The organism is Erwinia magellanica, assembly GCF_039023495.1.
In the GTDB taxonomy this organism is placed as follows: Bacteria; Pseudomonadota; Gammaproteobacteria; order Enterobacterales; family Enterobacteriaceae; genus Erwinia.
Window position 1 is genome coordinate 20,415 of the sequence record NZ_JBCHVC010000009.1, and the last position, 18,532, is coordinate 38,946.

Here is an 18,532-nt window from a genome sequence, read left to right on the forward strand (position 1 = left end):
TCATGCACTATTTATCTCAGTTCTTTTTCGATATCTATCCCTATCTGGCGGGCGCGGTTTTCCTGATCGGCAGCTGGCTACGTTACGACTACGGCCAGTACAGCTGGCGGGCGGGTTCCAGCCAGATGCTGGACAAAAAGGGGATGCGTCTGGCGTCCAATCTCTTCCATATCGGCATTATCGGCATCTTCTTTGGCCATATTGTTGGCATGCTGACGCCGCACTGGATGTATGAAGCCTTTCTGCCCATCGACGTTAAGCAGAAGCTGGCGATGATTGCCGGTGGGATCTGTGGCCTGCTGACGCTGGTGGGCGGGGCACTGCTGCTTAAACGTCGCCTGACCAATCCCCGCGTGCGGGCTACCAGCAGCTTTGGGGATATTCTGATCCTGACGCTGCTGGTGGTGCAGGTATGCCTGGGGCTGCTGACCATCCCGTTCTCCGCCCAGCATCTGGACGGCAGCGAAATGATGAAGCTGGTGGCCTGGGCGCAGGCGGTGGTGACGTTCCACGGCGGTGCTTCGCAGCATCTGGAAGGGGTGGCGCTGATTTTCCGCCTGCATATGGTGCTGGGAATGACGCTTTTCCTGCTGTTCCCCTTCTGCCGTCTGGTGCATATCTGGAGCGCGCCGGTGGAGTACCTGACCCGCCGCTATCAGCTGGTGCGTAACCGCCGCTAATCACACCCTTTCAAACAATTGCTGAGGCCGGTTATACCGGCCTTTTCTATCCCCGTCCGAAAATCTCAATCACCGCATCAAGATGATCTCTCATCGCTTTTTTGGCCGCACGCGGGTCGCGTGACTTCAGTGCCTCCAGGATAGCCAGATGCTCTGTTTCAGAGCGATGCGGCATATCCTGCGGCGTATAGTGCTGTTGCAGACTGCGGAACATTGTACCGTAGCGATGCCCCAGCAGATGGGCAATGATAAAGGCATAAGCGGGGTTGCCGCTGGCCTGAGCGATACGAATATGAAACAGCCTGTCGCCGGGATGAGTCGCCGAACCTTGCCGGTTATCGCGACAGTTCTGCTCATAAGCCTGCTCAATCGCTGCAAGTTCCGCTTCTGAAGCGTGACGGGCAGCCAGAGCTGCCGTCTCAGGTTCTATCAGACGGCGGGTTTGCAGCAGCGAAAAGGGCGGCAGCTCCGCGCTGAAATCGAGCTGAATATTCAGCTCATCATCCACATCGGCCCACTGATCGCGCCCCGCCTGCTGCATTACCGGCTCTTCAGAGGGCAAGGCGTCAGGCTGGCAGACAATCACGCCATTCCCTACCCGCACATCCACCAGGCCGATAACCTCCAGCGCAATCAGCGCTTCCCGCACCGAAGCCCTGCTCACCTGGAGCTGGCTGGCCAACTCCCGCTCGGCGGGGAGCTTACTGCCAGGCGGAAATTCACCGCTGGCGATCAGCTGTTTCAGCTGATCGGCAATCTGACGGTAAATCCTTGGATTCTCTAATTTTTGTATCGGCATGGCTCACCAGACGGTTTTTTAGTTAAGCGATTCAGCCAGCACTTTGCAGAGATTCTGCTTGCTGCTTTGTTTTCAGTATGTAAAAAATTGGTTAATTAATTAGCGCGTTTTAAGCCAGAACTGCCCTGAATCATAGCAAAAGGGCGCCGCTTAAAACGTTTTTTTTCACCGTTAATGGCCTGACCATTAGTCCTTTACTCAAGGAATTCCTATGGATTTGCAAGGTAAAAAGGTGCTGATCACCGCTGCCGGACAGGGGATTGGGCTGAATACTGCCCGCCTGTTTGCGCAATCGGGCGCTGACGTTATCGCCACGGATATCAATCTTTCGCAGCTCCATGACATACCCGGCGTGACCGGCAGGGAGCTGGATGTCACCCGTCCGCAGGCGATCCAGGCACTGGCAGAAGAGATCGGCACAATCGACGTGCTGTTTAACTGCGCTGGCGTGGTACACAGCGGCGATATCCTGAGTTGCAGCGAGCAGGAGTGGCAGTTCGCCCTCGACCTGAACGTCACCGCCATGTTCCATACCCTGAGGGCTTTTCTGCCGGCAATGCTGAGGCAGCAAAAAGGCTCAATCATCAACATGTCTTCGGTGGCTTCCAGCGTCAAAGGCGTGCCAAACCGCTTTGCCTACAGCGCCTCGAAAGCTGCCGTTATCGGATTAACCAAATCTGTGGCGGCGGATTATGTCTCGCAGGGGATCCGCTGCAACGCCATTTGCCCTGGTACGGTGGAATCCCCTTCGCTTCATCAGCGTATTGCCGCGCAGGCAAAGGCGGAGGGACGAAGCGAGGAGGAGGTCTATCAGGCTTTTGTCTCCCGTCAACCGATAGGCCGCATCGGCAAAACGGAGGAGATTGCTCAACTGGCACGCTATCTGGCCTCTGATGCCAGTGCTTACACCACCGGTGCCATTCACATTATTGATGGCGGCTGGAGCAACTAAGCCGCACTGGATCTGTTGAAAGGAGAAAGGATGAAATTATTACGTTATGGCCAGCCAGGAGAGGAACGTCCGGGTACTCTCGATGCCCTGGGAAAGCTACGCGATCTCTCCGGCGTGATTGACGATATAGGCGGCAATGTCCTGCTGCCCGAGTCATTGAATAAGCTGCGTCAGCTTGACCCTGCTTCGCTGCCGCTGGTGGAGGGGCATCCCCGGCTGGGGGCCTGCGTGGGAAATGTCGGGAAGTTTATCTGTATCGGGCTGAACTACGCCGACCATGCGGCAGAAACCGGGGCTGAGATCCCCAAAGAGCCAGTGGTTTTCAGCAAATGGACCAGCGCTATTGTCGGCCCGAATGATGCTGTAGAGATCCCCCGCGACTCGCAAAAAACCGACTGGGAAGTGGAGCTGGGCGTGGTGATTGGCAAGGGCGGGCGCTATATCAGTGAGACTGACGCGCTCTCGCACGTTGCGGGTTATTGCGTGATTAACGACGTCTCGGAACGTGAATTTCAGATTGAGCGGGGCGGCACCTGGGATAAAGGCAAAGGCTGCGACACCTTTGGGCCTCTTGGGCCATGGCTGGTGACGGCTGATGAGATCCCCGAGCCAAATAAATTGCATCTGTGGCTGGAGGTGGATGGCAAACGCTATCAGGACGGCAACACCAGCACCATGATTTTCACCGTGCCGGAAATCATCAGTTACCTCAGCCGGTTTATGAGCCTGCAACCTGGGGATGTGATCTCCACCGGCACGCCGCCGGGCGTCGGGATGGGGCAGAAGCCGCCGGTCTACCTTCGCGCCGGGCAGGAGATCCGGCTGGGGATTGAGGGGCTGGGTGAACAGCGCCAGAAAACTATTCAGGCTTAAAGCCAGATCTTACAGGACGCTCTTATGACAACGATTACCGCCATGCGCGTGGAAGATATCCGTTTCCCGACCTCCCTCTCTCTGGATGGATCGGATGCGATGAACCCTGACCCGGATTATTCAGCGGCCTACGTTATTTTAGAAACCGATACCGCCGGACTGAGCGGCCACGGGCTGACTTTTACTATTGGCCGGGGAAATGAGATCTGCTGTGCGGCTATTCACGCGCTCGAACATCTGGTGGTGGGGCAGAGTCTGGCGGCAATCACTGCCAATATGGGCGCATTCTGGCGCTCGTTTACCAGCGACAGCCAGCTACGCTGGATTGGGCCTGACAAAGGCGCCATCCACCTGGCGACGGGCGCCGTGGTTAATGCCGTATGGGATTTGTGGAGTAAAGCGGAGGGGAAACCGCTGTGGCGGCTGGTGGCTGACATGTCGCCTGAAGAGCTGGTGCGCTGTATCGATTTCCGCTACCTCACTGACTGCATTACGCCGGAGGAGGCGCTGACGCTGCTTCGTCAGCGGGCAGACAACAAAGAGCAGCGGCTGCAAACGCTGCTGGCTGAAGGCTATCCCTGCTATACCACCTCAGCGGGCTGGCTGGGCTATCCCGACGACAAGCTGCGCCGTCTCTGTCAGGAAGCTGTCGATGCCGGTTTCGACTACCTCAAGCTGAAAGTGGGGCGCGATCTGGAAGATGATATCCGCCGGGTAACCATTGCCCGCGAAGTGATCGGCCCCGATCGCAAGCTGATGATCGACGCAAATCAGGTCTGGGAGACCGAAGAAGCGATCCCCTGGGTGAACAAACTGGCCTTTGCAGACCCCTGGTTTATTGAGGAACCCACCAGCCCCGATGACATTGAAGGCCATCGCCGCATCAGGGAAGCCATAGCGCCTGTGAAGGTGGCAACCGGTGAAATGTGCCAGAACCGGATTATGTTCAAGCAGTTCATTATGCGCGGCGCCATTGATGTGGTGCAGATCGATGCCTGCCGGATGGGGGGCGTCAACGAAATTCTGGCCGTTATGCTGATGGCGGCGAAATACAACCTGCCGGTCTGCCCACACGCGGGCGGCGTGGGGCTGTGCGAATACGTGCAGCATCTCTCGATGATTGACTATTTGTGCATCGCCGGAACGCATGAGGGCCGGGTTATTGAGTATGTGGATCATCTTCACGAGCATTTTGTGCATCCCTGCGTGATCAAAGGCGCTGCGTATATGCCGCCAGAGCACGCTGGCTTCTCTATTGAGATGTTTCCCGCCTCGATTGAGCAGTACCGCTTTCGCGCCCTGGAGCCAGCCTGATGACGCTGCGGATTGATGCGCACCAGCATTTCTGGCATTACCAGCCGCAGGAATATGGCTGGATTAGCCAGCAGATGACGCGTCTGAAGCGCGATTTCCTGCCGTCTCACCTGGCAGCAGAGCTGGCCGCTCAGCAGATTGATGGCTGCGTGGCGGTACAGGCTCGTCAGACGCTGGAAGAGACGCACTGGCTTCTCTCGCTGGCTGAACGCAACCCGGAAATAAAAGCGGTGGTGGGCTGGATCGATCTACAACAGCCGGATCTCTCAGCCCAACTGGAGACCTGTGGCGGGAACCCTTTACTGCGCGGTTTTCGCCATCTGATTCAGGATGAAGCCGATCCGGCAGAGTGGATGGCGCAGGCTGCGATTAAACCAGCCATGCAGACGCTTCAGCAGCAGGGATATGTCTGGGATCTGTTGGTAACACACCGACATCTGGCCGAGGCTGCGCTTTTTGCTGCCCAGTTCGACCGCCATCAGATAGTGCTGGACCATCTGGGTAAACCTGACCTCGCGGCTGGCGCAAAACAGTGGGCAAAACAGATTGCGCCACTGGCAGCCCTGCCGCACGTCAGCTGCAAACTCTCTGGCCTGTTGACCGAACCTCGTCCGGCAGGTTACGGCGCCAATGATTTGCTGCCCTTTGTCGAAGCGGCGCTGGAAGCCTTTGGCAGTGAAAGAATAATGGTGGGATCGGACTGGCCGGTCTCTCTGCTGGACGCGGAGTATCAGGAGAGCTGGCAATTCGTTCAGCAGGCTGTCTCACCCTTAACATTAAGCGAGCAGGCAGCCATTACTGGAGGTAACGCCTGCCGAATCTACCGACTAGAGGATGGGATATGAACCTTCATTTGCAAAACAGAGTGGTGATTGTCACCGGCGGCGGTTCCGGCATTGGGGCGGCAATTTCGCTGACGCTGGCGGAAGAGGGCGCTATCCCGGTCATCGTCAGCAACAGTGAACCGCCTGCTGAGTTGATGGAGAGACTCAAACAGCATCAGCCAGAGGCGATTTTTATGCTGGCTGAATTGCAGGATGAGGCGAGCTGCATCAATGCCGTTCAGGGAGTGATCCAGCAGTTTGGCCGCATTGATGGGCTGGTCAACAATGCCGGCGTTAACGACAGCGTCGGGCTGGAGGCAGGAAGAGAAGCGTTTGTGCGGTCGCTGGGAAAGAACCTGATCCATTACTACCTGATGGCGCACCTCTGCCTGGATGCGCTGCGGGCGAGCAAAGGGGCTATCGTCAATATCAGCTCAAAAACGGCCCTTACCGGACAGGGCAATACCAGCGGTTATGCCTCCGCCAAGGGGGGGGTGCTGGCGCTGACCCGTGAATGGGCTGCTGCGCTGCTGGCCGATGGGATCCGCGTTAATGCGGTGATCCCTGCCGAAGTAATGACCCCGCTCTATGAGCGGTGGATCAAGACGTTCGATCAACCGGAAGAGAAGTTACAGCAGATCACCAGCCACATCCCGCTGGGGAAAAGAATGACTACGCCGCAGGAAATTGCGGATACCACCGTGTTTCTTCTTTCGGCACGGGCTTCACATACCACCGGCCAGTGGCTGTGGGTTGACGGCGGCTATTCCCACCTGGACAGGGCGCTGACGTGAGCGGCGGCCAGCGTTATTGCCAGGCGCTGGATCTGGCAGACGATCCTGAACTCCAGCAGCAGTATCGCCAGCTTCATCAGCAAATCTGGCCGGAAATTACCCGCCATCTGCGGCGCTATGGCATTACCCAAATGGAGATTTACCTGTTGGGTACCCGGCTGGTGATGATCATGGAAACCGCCCCTGATTTTGATGCCGCGCAGTTTGCTGCCCGCAGTGAACAGGATGCCAAAGTGCGTGAATGGGAGGCGCTGATGTGGAGATATCAGCGGCCCACCCCCTGGACCCCGCCCGGAGAGAAATGGGTCGCAATGGAACGCATCTTCTCTTTGCAGTCGCAGATTTGAAAAACCAACGGGTCTTAGACCTCAACTCTTTTTATGCCGGTGTAATTTGCTGTACTGGCCACAGCTACCGAGGAACGAATCATGTTAGTCAATAAAACGACTGCGCCGGCTTATCAGAAGCAGAACGCGGTTTCACACTACCGGCTGGCTTTTATTCTTGTGACCGTGCTCTTCTTTATGTGGGGGCTTTCTTATGGCTTGCTGGATGTGCTGAACAAGCATTTTCAGGAGGTGCTGCACGTCAGTAAAGCGCAGTCGGGCCTGCTGCAAGCCGCCTATTTCGGCGCTTACTTTGTTGTTGCACTTCCGGCTGGTTTCTTTATGGATCGCTATGGTTATAAAGCTGGGGTGTTGGTAGGGCTGTGCCTTTATGCGCTGGGCGCATTGCTGTTTGTGCCTGCGGCGGCGGCCGGCAGCTTTACCCTGTTCCTGCTGGCGCTGTTTGTGATTGCGCTGGGTCTGGGGTGCCTGGAAACGGCTGCCAACCCCTACGCTACGGTGCTGGGAGATCCTTCCGGCGCAGAGCGTCGCCTGAACCTGTCGCAATCCTTTAATGGCCTGGGGCAGTTTATTGGCCCGGTGATCGGCGGCTCGTTATTCTTTTCCGCCACGCAGGGCACCACCACGGAAGGGCTGGAGTCGGTAAAAATCACCTATGTGGCGATTGCCGCCCTGGTACTGGTGATTGCCTTTGTCTTTGGCCGTACCCGCATGCCGGATATTCGGGCGCAGGAAGAGGAGCAAAGCAGTGGTGACAGCAAAAGTTTATGGCAGCACGGGCATTTTACTGGCGGTGTCATTGCGCAGTTCTTTTATGTTGCTGCCCAGGTTGGCGTCGGGGCATTCTTTATTAACTACGTTACCGAGCACTGGGCCACTCTCTCTAATCAGAACGCCTCCTATCTGCTTTCGGTGGCAATGGTCAGCTTTATGATTGGCCGTTTCTTCAGCACCTGGTTAATGGGCCGCGTGCGCCCGGTAACGCTGCTGGTGGCTTACGCGACCATTAATATTGTGCTGTGTGCCGTCGTGGTATCGGGGATAGAAACGGTCTCTGTCATTGCGCTGGTGGCGGTATTCTTCTTTATGTCGATCATGTTCCCGACGCTGTTTGCGATGGGCGTCAAAAATATGGGCAAGCAGACCAAGCGCGCCAGTTCGCTGATGATTATGGCCATTGTTGGCGGGGCTATCATGCCCTATCTGATGGGGGCCGTAGCTGACCACTACAGTACGGCCGCCGCCTACACCCTGCCTCTGCTCTGTTTTGCTGTGGTGCTGGCTTACGCGCTTCGCCAGCGCGCAAGGCCTTAGTTTCCCGCTCCGATCGTTCTTGCTGCTCTGCTGGCGCCTGCAATTCTGCGGGCGCCGGTTCTTTACATAACAACCGCTTTTCTTCCCGTTGGGCAATGCTTTAACATGGCCTTACTTCTTCGCATCGCACTATGGATATTCAATGCGTTATCTGGCCACACTCCTTCCCGCCCTGCTATTACTCACTGCCTGTAGTAGCCACAAGCAGCCTCAGGCGGTAGAGCCGCAGGGGAATCCTTTCGGCGGCGGTTTCCAACTGGAACCCTCTCATGACTACCATCCCTTAATGGGCGACTTTGCCAACAATGCGGCCACTGAGCGTTTTGTGGATAAAATGGTGCGTGAGCATGGTTTCCAGCGGCAGCAGCTGCATGACGTGCTGGCGCAGGCAAAAAACCTGGACTGGGTGATCCGGCTGATGGATCGCCAGGCGCCGGTAGCGCAGGGGCCAACCGGACCAAACGGCGCCTGGATCCGCTATCGCAATAAATTTATTACCCCCTCAAACGTGCAAAACGGCGTGGCTTTCTGGAACCAGTATCAGGATGCCCTGCAACGCGCTTACCAGACTTACGGGGTGCCGCCAGAAATCATTGTTGGCATTATTGGCGTGGAAACGCGCTGGGGCCGCGTCATGGGCAAAACCCGTATTATCGATGCGCTCTCCACGCTGGCCTTTAACTACCCACGTCGGGCCGATTTCTTCAGCGCAGAGCTGGAAACTTTCCTGCTGATGGCAAGAGAAGAGGGCGATGACCCGCTCGACCTGCGTGGCTCCTATGCTGGCGCAATGGGCTATGGGCAGTTTATGCCCTCTTCGTTTAAAAGCTATGCGGTAGATTTTAATGGCGACGGGCATATCAATCTTTGGGATCCGGTAGATGCTATCGGCAGCGTGGCTCACTACTTCAGCGCACATGGCTGGGTGAAGAATGGCACGGTGGCCGTTCCGGCGACTGGCCCATCTACAACATGGGAAACCGGCTTCAAGACGCGTTATAGCGTCTCCTCCCTGGCGGCTGGTGGCTTCCAGCCTGAGTTGAAGCTCGACGGCAATCAGCAGGTCAGCCTGCTGCGGTTTGATATGGGCACCAGCTATCAGTACTGGTTCGGACTCCAGAACTTTTACGCCATCACCCGTTACAACCACAGCAATCACTACGCAATGGCGGTCTGGCAACTGGGGCTGGCAGTGCGGGACGCACGCTAAGGCGCGCAGGGAGGAGCGGCAAACTCGCTGCTCTTCCCCTTGACGGAAAAGTGAACGCCTCAATTATCCTCTACAGTAAAAGAGCAGCACGATCGTTATAAAGAGGAAAACATGAAAGAGTGGAATCCCGATCTTTATCGTCAGTTTGAAGCTGAACGAACCCGACCTGCTACAGAACTGCTCTCCCGCATTCCCCGCCGCAATATCAGCACTGCCACCGACCTGGGGTGTGGTCCGGGAAACAGTACCGAGCTGCTTTTTCAAACCTGGCCCGAGGCGCACATCACCGGGCTGGACAGCTCACAGGCAATGCTTGAGCAGGCGCTGAAGCGGCTCCCGGACTGCCATTTCATGCAGGCCGATATCCGTCGCTGGCAGGCTCCGGTGCCGCAGGATCTGATCTATGCCAATGCCTCTTTACAGTGGCTGGACGATCACCCGCAGCTTTTCCCCCACCTGGTTACCCAGCTTGCCTCAGGCGGTGTGCTGGCCGTGCAGATGCCTGACAACCTCGATCAACCTACCCACGCTCTGATGCGCAAAGTGGCCGGTAACGCAGCCTGGTCGGCGAAGATTAGCGCCAGTGCGGCAGAACGTAAAAGATTGCTCACTACTGAAGCCTATTATGACCTGTTGACCAGGGCGGGCTGCAAGGTGGATATCTGGAGAACAACCTATTATCACGTTATGCCCTCTCACCAGGCGATGGTGGAGTGGCTGAGGGCAACCGGCCTGCGTCCCTTCCTGGCACCTCTGGAGGAGCAGGAGCAGGAAGCGTTTCTGTTGCAGTACCGTAATGAGTTAAAAGAAGCCTACTCTTTTCGTCAGGATGGCAATGTGCTGATGCCTTTCCCCCGGTTGTTTATGGTGGCGCAAAAGCGCTGACCGGCAGATTTTTAACTGGAATGCGTGTTGTAAAACGGGAGCCTCCGCCATGGCGGGGCGGGAAAAATGCTATACTTTGCATCCAATATTCAGGAGGCCACCATGACGGACAGTGAGCTGATGCAGCTTGGCAAACAGGTGGGGCAGTCGCTGCTGCAACGCAAGGCGACAGTGACCACCGCAGAGTCCTGTACCGGCGGATGGATTGCGAAAGTGCTGACTGATATCGCCGGAAGTTCACAGTGGTTCGACCGGGGCTTCGTCACCTACAGCAATCAGGCCAAGCAGGAACTGGTTGGCGTTAACGAGCAGTCGCTGGCACTTTATGGCGCGGTGAGTGAGCAGGTGGTGCGTGAAATGGCCGAAGGTGCCTTACAGCAGGCGAAAGCCGATTATGCCCTTTCGGTCAGCGGTATCGCCGGGCCGGATGGCGGCTCACCGGAAAAGCCGGTTGGTACAGTCTGGTTTGGCTTTGCCGCCGCAGGCAAGAAAACGCTGGCGCAGCGTCAGGTTTTTGCTGGCGACAGAGAGGCTGTACGCCGTCAGGCCACGGCCTGCGCGCTACTTATCCTGCAAGCGCACTTTCTCGAAAATTAAGCTTGATACTGTATGACTATACAGTATAATTAGCCCCAGATTGATTTATGCAGAGCCGCGTTAACGTGTGCTTTACCCCGCGTGATTAGGAGTAGAAATGGCTATTGACGAAAACAAACAAAAAGCACTGGCAGCAGCGCTCGGCCAGATTGAAAAACAGTTTGGTAAAGGCTCCATCATGCGCCTGGGTGAAGACCGCACGATGGACGTAGAGACGATCTCTACCGGTTCACTGTCGCTGGATATCGCTCTGGGTGCCGGTGGTTTGCCAATGGGCCGTATCGTTGAAATCTATGGTCCGGAATCTTCAGGTAAAACCACGCTGACCCTACAGGTTATTGCTTCTGCACAGCGCAAAGGTAAAACCTGTGCGTTTATCGATGCTGAACATGCGCTTGACCCGGTATATGCCAAGAAGCTGGGCGTGGACATCGATAACCTGCTTTGCTCTCAGCCGGATACCGGTGAGCAGGCGTTGGAAATCTGTGATGCGCTGGCGCGTTCAGGTGCAGTAGACGTGATCATCGTCGACTCCGTAGCGGCGCTGACGCCGAAAGCCGAGATCGAGGGTGAAATCGGTGACTCCCATATGGGCCTGGCGGCACGTATGATGAGCCAGGCTATGCGTAAGCTGGCCGGTAACCTGAAAAACTCCAATACGCTGCTGATCTTCATCAACCAGATCCGTATGAAAATCGGTGTGATGTTCGGTAACCCGGAAACCACTACCGGCGGTAACGCGCTGAAGTTCTACGCTTCTGTACGTCTTGATATTCGCCGCATTGGCGCTATCAAAGAGGGCGACGAAGTGGTGGGCAGCGAAACCCGCGTGAAAGTGGTCAAGAACAAAATTGCTGCGCCGTTTAAGCAGGCTGAGTTCCAGATCATGTACGGTGAAGGCATCAATATCTACGGTGAGCTGGTAGATTTGGGCGTCAAGCACAAGCTGATTGAAAAAGCGGGTGCCTGGTACAGCTACAACGGCGACAAAATCGGTCAGGGTAAAGCCAACGCGGGCAACTTCCTGAAAGAAAATAGTGCCGTGGCTGCCGAGATTGAAGCCAAACTGCGCGCTACGCTGATGAGTAATCCAGACACCAAGCCTGACTTTGTTGCCACGGCTGAAGAAAAAGATGAAACCAGCGAAACCAACGAAAACTTCTGATTTCGTTGCTGACCACCGGTAAAACGGGTCAGATGGAAAAAAGGAATGGGTGAAAACCCGTTCCTTTTTTTGTTTCCTGCCTTAAACCTCGCTACCTTTATCTCTTCACCCTTACGTTAACCCTAAAACTCGTGGAGCAAGATGTCTGAATCCACCGAACGCAGCCAGTTTACACGCCTGCTGGACAGGGCAATGCGCATCCTGGCTATGCGCGATCACAGCGAAATGGAGTTCCGCCGCAAGCTGAACCTGTCGGCCGAGCGGGCGGCGCTCTACGCTAAAAATAAATCGCAGGAACCTGAGCAGATTACCCCCGAGCAGATCGACAGGGTGGTCGCCTGGTGTTACGAAAACCGCTATCTGGATGATGCCCATTTCGCCGAAAGGTTTGTTGTCAGCCGCAGCCGGAAAGGCTATGGCCCACAGCGTATTCGTATGGAACTGGGACAAAAGGGCATCGACAAGGCGCTGACGGACGAGGTACTGAGCAGTTGCGAAATTGACTGGACGCGACAGGCTTTTGAGGTGGCAGAACGCAAATTTGGCCTGCCTCTGCCCAGCGACTGGAAGGAAAAATCCAAAGTACAGCGCTATCTGATGACGAAAGGCTTCTTTTCCGAAGATATTCGCGCCATTTTCTCAAATTTTGACGAATGACCGCCGATGGGATTTTACTTCCCCCCGAAGAAAATTTATCTTATTCACCACTTTTTGTTCGTGAGTTGCCAGGAAAGGGTGACCCTTCTGGCGTAGTAAGACCCACGAGACATTCGTTAGCGTGATTCCAGGACAATTATGAGCAAGAGCACTGCGGAGATTCGCCAGGCGTTTCTCGACTTTTTCCAGAGCAAGGGACATCAGGTTGTAGCCAGTAGCTCCCTCGTCCCGACTAATGATCCGACGTTGCTGTTTACCAACGCCGGTATGAACCAGTTCAAAGATGTTTTCCTGGGCCAGGATAAGCGTAGCTATTCCCGCGCCACCACTTCCCAGCGCTGTGTACGTGCAGGCGGGAAGCATAACGATCTGGAAAACGTCGGCTACACCGCCCGTCACCATACCTTTTTTGAGATGCTGGGCAACTTCAGCTTTGGCGACTATTTCAAGCGTGAAGCGATTGGTTTTGCGTGGGAACTGCTGACCGGTGAGCAGTGGTTTAACCTGCCAAAAGAGAAGCTGTGGGTGACCGTGTACGAGACGGATGATGAAGCCTACGACATCTGGGAAAAAGAGGTTGGCGTCCCGCGTGAACGCATTATCCGTATCGGTGACAACAAGGGCAGCGCCTACGCCTCCGATAACTTCTGGCAGATGGGCGATACCGGCCCTTGTGGTCCCTGTTCCGAGATTTTCTTCGACCATGGTGACCATATCTGGGGCGGCCCGCCGGGCAGCGCAGAAGAGGATGGCGATCGCTATATCGAGATCTGGAACATCGTCTTTATGCAGTTTAACCGTCAGCCAGACGGTACCATGCTGCCGCTGCCTAAACCTTCCGTCGATACCGGAATGGGGCTGGAGCGCATCTCCGCAGTACTGCAACACGTTAATTCCAACTATGAAATCGACCTCTTTGAGAAGCTGATCAAATCGGTAGCGGAAGTGACCGGTGCAACAGATTTGACCAGCAAATCACTGCGCGTTATTGCGGATCATATTCGTTCCTGCGCATTCCTGATTGCTGATGGCGTGATCCCTTCCAATGAAAACCGTGGCTACGTGCTGCGTCGTATCATTCGTCGTGCTATTCGTCATGGCAACATGCTGGGCGCGCAGGGCACCTTCTTCTGGAAACTGGTTGGGCCGCTGATTGCGGTGATGGACGCTGCTGGCGAGGAGCTGAAAAATCAGCAATCCCATGTCGAGCAGATCCTGAAAACGGAAGAAGAGCAGTTTGCAAAAACGCTGGAGCGCGGTCTGGCGCTGCTGGATGAAGAGCTGGAGAAATTGCAGGGCGATACGCTGGATGGCGAAACCGTTTTCCGCCTGTATGACACCTTTGGTTTCCCGGCCGATCTGACGGCGGACGTCTGCCGCGAGCGGAACCTGAAAATTGATGAAGCTGGCTTCGAAAAAGCGATGGAGCAGCAGCGCCAGCGTGCGCGTGAGGCCAGCGGTTTTGGTGCTGACTACAGCACAGTGATCAGCATTGATGCGGCTTCCGCTTTCAAAGGCTACGACCAGCTGGCGCTGAATGCCGCCGTGACCGCTATATTTGTCGAAGGTAAACCCGCTACAGAAATTTCTGCGGGTCAGGAAGGGGTTATCGTACTGGATGAAACGCCATTCTACGGTGAGTCTGGCGGTCAGGTGGGCGACACTGGCGAACTCAAGGGCAACAACGCCTTGTTCAGCGTCACAGATACCCAGAAATATGGTCAGGCCATTGGTCACACCGGTAAGCTGACAGCAGGCCAGCTTCGTGTAGGCGACAAGGTTGCCGCGCAGGTTGATGAAGCTCGCCGGGCGCGCATTCGTCTGAATCACTCTGCAACGCACCTGTTACATGCTGCACTGCGTCAGGTTCTGGGGCATCATGTAGGACAGAAAGGCTCTCTGGTTAACGACAAATACCTGCGCTTTGACTTCTCGCATTTTGAAGCGATGAAGCCACAGGAGATCCGTCAGGTTGAGGAGATCGTTAACGCTCAGATCCGTCGTAATCTGCCTGTTGAAACCAAAATTATGGAGCTGGAAGCCGCAAAAGCACAGGGTGCTATGGCGCTGTTCGGCGAGAAGTATGATGACCACGTGCGGGTATTAAGCATGGGGGACTTCTCTACCGAACTTTGTGGCGGTACCCATGCCAGCCGCACGGGTGACATTGGTTTGTTCCGCATCCTTTCTGAGTCAGGTACGGCGGCTGGTGTGCGTCGTATTGAAGCGGTGACTGGCGAGCGCGCGCTGGGACAGATGTATGCGCAAAATGAGCAATTGCAGGAAATTGCTCATCTGATCAAAGCCAATAACAGTAACCTCAGCGAAAAGGTACGTGGAATGATTGACCACGTACGCGGACTTGAGAGGGAACTGCAACAGCTTAAAGATCAGCAGGCTGCACAAGAGAGCGCCTCTCTGAGCAGCAAAGCTATTGAAGTCAAAGGAACGAAGTTGCTGGTCAGCGAACTGAGCAACGTCGAACCGAAGATGTTACGCACCATGGTCGACGAACTGAAGAATCAGTTAAAATCTGCCATTATCGTGCTCGCTACGGTGGCGGATGGAAAAGTTTCACTGATTGCCGGCGTCACCAAAGATTTAACCGATCGGGTTAAGGCTGGCGAACTGGTGGGCCAACTGGCTCAGCAGGTCGGCGGAAAAGGCGGTGGACGTCCTGATATGGCCCAGGCGGGCGGTACTGATGCTCAGGCTCTGCCTGCGGCTCTGGCTGGCGTTGAGTCCTGGGTGGCAGCGAAACTGTAATACAATAAAAAAATGCACGTTGAAGGCGCTGTGAGAGTGACTCATGGCGCCTTCAAGTCAGGTGCGTTCTTAAAAAACACAAAGTCAGGTTAGCGGTGTGTATTTCGGCTAAACTAAGTATCAGCAGAATGTATTGGTGTGTTGATGCACTTGTAGTGTATTTGTCATAGTCTACATTTAGCGTTATATGATGGATAATGCCGGGCGCCCGTTAACCCGACTCTTTTAATCTTTCAAGGAGCAAAGAATGCTTATTCTAACTCGTCGAGTTGGTGAAACCCTCATGATCGGAGATGAGGTGACTGTAACGGTGCTGGGAGTGAAAGGGAACCAGGTTCGCATTGGTGTGAACGCCCCTAAAGAAGTTTCGGTTCATCGCGAAGAGATCTATCAGCGTATCCAGGCCGAAAAAACTCAGCAAACAAGTTACTAACGGATCCAGCGTCTCGCTAATCATAGCGAGGCGCTACCGGTTTTCCCCTTCTTTCTGCTTCTCTTCTCTTTTTCTCCTGCTGCCATCTTCTCTGCCGCGATTTTCTTCGTGGTATTTATTGCATGCTGACAGACACCTCATTGTTGATAAATCACTCTTTTTGTCGCCAAAATACCCGGATTGCGTGGGAATTGTGCAATCAAACACGTAAGGGGAAAAATTGTTTGACTTATAAGTGCGGGAAAGTAATATGTGCGCCACGCAGTGCCGATGAGCAGTTATCAAGTTCAGCAGCACAACTCGCAAGAGTGCGTATGGTGAGGTGGCCGAGAGGCTGAAGGCGCTCCCCTGCTAAGGGAGTATGCGGTCAAAAGCTGCATCCGGGGTTCGAATCCCCGCCTCACCGCCATTTGCATCCATAGCTCAGCTGGATAGAGTACTCGGCTACGAACCGAGCGGTCGGAGGTTCGAATCCTCCTGGATGCACCATATTTAAAGAATTTGGTGGCAACAGCGTTCTGGCAAAGTAGTAAGCAGTTAAAGCCAGCCTGCACCAGGTTCAGAAGCGGATAGCTCCACCGTCCTGACAGAAGCACTCTCGGCTTTTAGTCAGTACAAAGGATAGTGACAGCGCCTTGCTACTTTCCCAAAAGGGTAGGGCAAAGCAAAGTCATCTTCCGGGATGCACTCTCTTCTGCATGACGAGAAGCAAACATTACTGGCAGGCAACATCGACCGGTAGCGTTTTTTCTTGTTTTGTCAGTAGTACCGATGCAGTGTTAGTAGCCTGTATCAAGGTGAGTCGTTAGCACCCTGCGTTATACCAAAATTTGAAATGCATCCATAGCTCAGCTGGATAGAGTACTCGGCTACGAACCGAGCGGTCGGAGGTTCGAATCCTCCTGGATGCACCATTTTTTGAAAATCTGGTCGCAACAGAGTTCTGGCAGAGCAGTAAGCCGTTAAAGCCAGCACTAAGGATGATAACATTGCGTATGCAATGGCCCGTGAGGGTGAGGCAACGCCGAATCATCCTCCTGGATGCACCATTTTTTGAGAAGTGAAAGCGTTCTGTAGAACGACAATTAGTTTCTTCTGTATCTCCTCAGGTTTGTCGCGTTATCTCTCCACGTTTTACCCCTGCATCCATAGCTCAGCTGGATAGAGTACTCGGCTACGAACCGAGCGGTCGGAGGTTCGAATCCTCCTGGATGCACCATATTTTGAAAATCTGGTCGCAACAGAGTTCTGGCAGAACAGTAAGCCGTTAAAGCCAGCACTAAGGATGATTACGGAGCTGATGCAACGGCCCGTAAGGGTGAGGCAACGCCGAATCATCCTCCTGGATGCACCATTTTTTGAGAAGTGAAAGCGTTCTGTAGAACGACATTGAGCTTCTTCTGTATCACCTCAGAATTATTGCGTTATCCCCACGTTATACCCCTGCATCCATAGCTCAGCTGGATAGAGTACTCGGCTACGAACCGAGCGGTCGGAGGTTCGAATCCTCCTGGATGCACCATATTTAAAAAAATCTGGTCGCAACAGAGTTCTGGCAGAGCAGTAAGCCGTTAAAGCCAGCACTAAGGATGATTATGGAGCTGATGCCACGCCGAATCATCCTGCCGAATGCACTCTCTTTAATAAATATATTTTGATAAATCTTTCTTCTTCTCCCGCTGAGTAAATCCCCTGAAAAGATCTCCTGCTTTTGTCACTTATAATAACCTTATGATATACAGGACTTTTGTTGGGTCGACCCCCGCTTATTCACTCTGAGCTTTATCTCACGCCAAATTCTGATAATGAAAATCCCTATATAATTCAAGGCATTTGCGGATCCATGCCAACAGCGACAAGTGAGCGGCTTTACGCTAAAGTAATTGTTCGCTGGAGCAGGGAGGAAGATCGGGATGTATGACGGATATGAAGGCTTAATCTTCGATATGGATGGCACCATTCTGGACACGGAGCCTACCCATCGTAAAGCCTGGCATGAAGTCCTGGCGCGTCATGGTTTGCAGTTTGATGAACGAGCGGTGATTGGACTGAACGGTTCGCCAACCTGGCGGATTGCAGAGGTCATCATTGCCAGTCATCAGAGTAGCCTGGATCCTCATACGCTGGCAGCGGAAAAAACGGCGGCATTGAAAGAGATGCTTTTCGATACCGTACGGCCGCTCCCGCTGATAGAGGTGGTTAAAGCCTACGCGGGGCGTTTGCCTATGGCAGTTGGCACCGGTAGCGAACATGCGATGGCAGAAGCGCTGTTGCAGCATCTGGGGCTGCGTTCATACTTTGATGTGATTGTTGGCGCAGATGACGTTACGCAGCATAAACCTGAACCTGAAACCTTTATACGCTGTGCAGAATTAATGAACGTCACGCCAGCGCGCTGCGTGGTGTTTGAAGATGCTGATTTTGGCATTCAGGCGGCAAAAGCGGCAGGAATGGATTATGTGGATGTTCGCCTGCTGTGAGTGACTGGCTTGCGTATGGGTCCATGTTCGCCAGCAGTTTTCTCAGTGCGACTTTGTTGCCTGGCAGTTCTGAACTCCTGCTGGTCAGCCTGCTGATGGCAGGAAAAGTCTCAATGAGTGGCATTATTACCATTGCCGCACTCGGGAACACGTTGGGCGGTTTGACAAATATTATCATTGGTCGCTTTCTGCCGCTCAAGCAGCAGGGGCGATGGCATGACACAGCAACGGCGTGGCTGCACCTCTGGGGGCCTGCTGCGCTGCTACTTAGCTGGTTGCCAGTGATTGGCGATCTGCTATGCGTTCTCGCTGGCTGGCTTCGTTTTGCCTGGCTACCCACGGTGATTTTTCTCGCTGTAGGTAAGACCCTGCGCTACGTAGCGCTGGCGTACGCAACACTTCAGGGCATGGAATGGTGGCATTGATTCATGAACAATCGGCG

General features: G+C 54.5%; 18 protein-coding genes and 5 tRNA genes. 22 read left to right on the top strand and 1 reads right to left on the bottom strand.

What is annotated here, in order from left to right; translation table 11 throughout:
* The first annotated feature begins 2 nt into the window (after nt 1–2).
* Nucleotides 3–680: a respiratory nitrate reductase subunit gamma gene (gene narI / locus AAH450_RS20475; protein ID WP_342911841.1), complete on the top strand. Its 678-nt coding sequence runs from the start codon at nt 3–5 to the stop codon at nt 678–680.
* Between the two features lie 46 nt (nt 681–726).
* On the opposite strand, the gene AAH450_RS20480 is transcribed toward narI, so the two are convergent.
* Entirely contained in the window at nt 727–1,479 is a 753-nt protein-coding gene (locus AAH450_RS20480; RefSeq protein ID WP_342911842.1) for a FadR/GntR family transcriptional regulator, read from the bottom strand.
* A 211-nt stretch (nt 1,480–1,690) separates the two neighbouring features.
* Here AAH450_RS20480 and AAH450_RS20485 point away from each other — a divergent pair, with 211 nt between their 5' ends.
* The 21 genes from AAH450_RS20485 to AAH450_RS20585 all read left to right on the top strand — a co-directional run bounded on the left by AAH450_RS20485 (nt 1,691) and on the right by AAH450_RS20585 (nt 18,515).
* Complete coding sequence (locus AAH450_RS20485) at nt 1,691–2,431, top strand: SDR family oxidoreductase (protein ID WP_342911843.1); 741 nt, start codon at nt 1,691–1,693, stop codon at nt 2,429–2,431.
* Between the two features lie 30 nt (nt 2,432–2,461).
* Entirely contained in the window at nt 2,462–3,304 is an 843-nt protein-coding gene (locus tag AAH450_RS20490) for a fumarylacetoacetate hydrolase family protein (RefSeq protein ID WP_342911844.1), read from the top strand.
* 24 nt (nt 3,305–3,328) lie between these two features.
* Complete coding sequence (locus AAH450_RS20495; protein WP_342911845.1) at nt 3,329–4,618, top strand: L-fuconate dehydratase; 1,290 nt, start codon at nt 3,329–3,331, stop codon at nt 4,616–4,618.
* Nucleotides 4,618–5,463, top strand: coding sequence for an amidohydrolase family protein (locus AAH450_RS20500; protein WP_342911846.1), 846 nt, complete (start codon nt 4,618–4,620; stop codon nt 5,461–5,463). The genes AAH450_RS20495 and AAH450_RS20500 overlap by 1 nt, the downstream gene beginning before the upstream one ends.
* Complete coding sequence (locus AAH450_RS20505; protein WP_342911847.1) at nt 5,460–6,236, top strand: L-fucose dehydrogenase; 777 nt, start codon at nt 5,460–5,462, stop codon at nt 6,234–6,236. Before AAH450_RS20500 ends, AAH450_RS20505 begins: the two co-directional genes overlap by 4 nt.
* The gene (locus AAH450_RS20510; protein WP_342911848.1) at nt 6,233–6,583 is read left to right on the top strand and encodes an L-rhamnose mutarotase; all 351 of its coding nucleotides are present in this window, start codon (nt 6,233–6,235) and stop codon (nt 6,581–6,583) included. Before AAH450_RS20505 ends, AAH450_RS20510 begins: the two co-directional genes overlap by 4 nt.
* A gap of 81 nt (nt 6,584–6,664) precedes the next feature.
* Entirely contained in the window at nt 6,665–7,897 is a 1,233-nt protein-coding gene (locus AAH450_RS20515) for a sugar MFS transporter (RefSeq protein ID WP_342911849.1), read from the top strand.
* A gap of 142 nt (nt 7,898–8,039) precedes the next feature.
* Nucleotides 8,040–9,107: a lytic murein transglycosylase B gene (mltB, locus tag AAH450_RS20520; RefSeq protein ID WP_342911850.1), complete on the top strand. Its 1,068-nt coding sequence runs from the start codon at nt 8,040–8,042 to the stop codon at nt 9,105–9,107.
* A gap of 111 nt (nt 9,108–9,218) precedes the next feature.
* Nucleotides 9,219–9,992: a trans-aconitate 2-methyltransferase gene (gene tam, locus AAH450_RS20525; RefSeq protein WP_342911851.1), complete on the top strand. Its 774-nt coding sequence runs from the start codon at nt 9,219–9,221 to the stop codon at nt 9,990–9,992.
* 102 nt (nt 9,993–10,094) lie between these two features.
* On the top strand, nt 10,095–10,589 hold the full coding sequence (gene pncC / locus AAH450_RS20530) for a nicotinamide-nucleotide amidase (protein ID WP_342911852.1): 495 nt from the start codon (nt 10,095–10,097) through the stop codon (nt 10,587–10,589).
* A gap of 97 nt (nt 10,590–10,686) precedes the next feature.
* Entirely contained in the window at nt 10,687–11,754 is a 1,068-nt protein-coding gene (gene recA, locus AAH450_RS20535) for a recombinase RecA (protein ID WP_318789740.1), read from the top strand.
* Nucleotides 11,755–11,895: 141 nt separating this feature from the next.
* Nucleotides 11,896–12,411 (top strand): regulatory protein RecX, encoded by a 516-nt coding sequence (locus tag AAH450_RS20540; protein ID WP_342911853.1) that lies wholly within the window; start codon nt 11,896–11,898, stop codon nt 12,409–12,411.
* Nucleotides 12,412–12,549: 138 nt separating this feature from the next.
* Nucleotides 12,550–15,177 carry an alanine--tRNA ligase gene (alaS, locus tag AAH450_RS20545; RefSeq protein WP_342911854.1) on the top strand — a complete coding sequence of 876 codons (2,628 nt, stop codon included), beginning with the start codon at nt 12,550–12,552 and terminating at the stop codon, nt 15,175–15,177.
* A 247-nt stretch (nt 15,178–15,424) separates the two neighbouring features.
* Complete coding sequence (gene csrA / locus AAH450_RS20550; protein ID WP_004155916.1) at nt 15,425–15,610, top strand: carbon storage regulator CsrA; 186 nt, start codon at nt 15,425–15,427, stop codon at nt 15,608–15,610.
* A gap of 316 nt (nt 15,611–15,926) precedes the next feature.
* A tRNA-Ser gene (locus tag AAH450_RS20555) sits at nt 15,927–16,019 on the top strand.
* 3 nt (nt 16,020–16,022) lie between these two features.
* Nucleotides 16,023–16,099, top strand: a tRNA-Arg gene (locus tag AAH450_RS20560).
* A 348-nt stretch (nt 16,100–16,447) separates the two neighbouring features.
* Nucleotides 16,448–16,524, top strand: a tRNA-Arg gene (locus AAH450_RS20565).
* 228 nt (nt 16,525–16,752) lie between these two features.
* Nucleotides 16,753–16,829 (top strand) — tRNA-Arg (locus AAH450_RS20570).
* Between the two features lie 226 nt (nt 16,830–17,055).
* A tRNA-Arg gene (locus tag AAH450_RS20575) sits at nt 17,056–17,132 on the top strand.
* Between the two features lie 391 nt (nt 17,133–17,523).
* Nucleotides 17,524–18,090: a fructose-1-phosphate/6-phosphogluconate phosphatase gene (gene yqaB / locus AAH450_RS20580; protein WP_342911855.1), complete on the top strand. Its 567-nt coding sequence runs from the start codon at nt 17,524–17,526 to the stop codon at nt 18,088–18,090.
* Nucleotides 18,087–18,515: a YqaA family protein gene (locus AAH450_RS20585; protein WP_342911856.1), complete on the top strand. Its 429-nt coding sequence runs from the start codon at nt 18,087–18,089 to the stop codon at nt 18,513–18,515. Before yqaB ends, AAH450_RS20585 begins: the two co-directional genes overlap by 4 nt.
* Nucleotides 18,516–18,532: the final 17 nt, after the last annotated feature.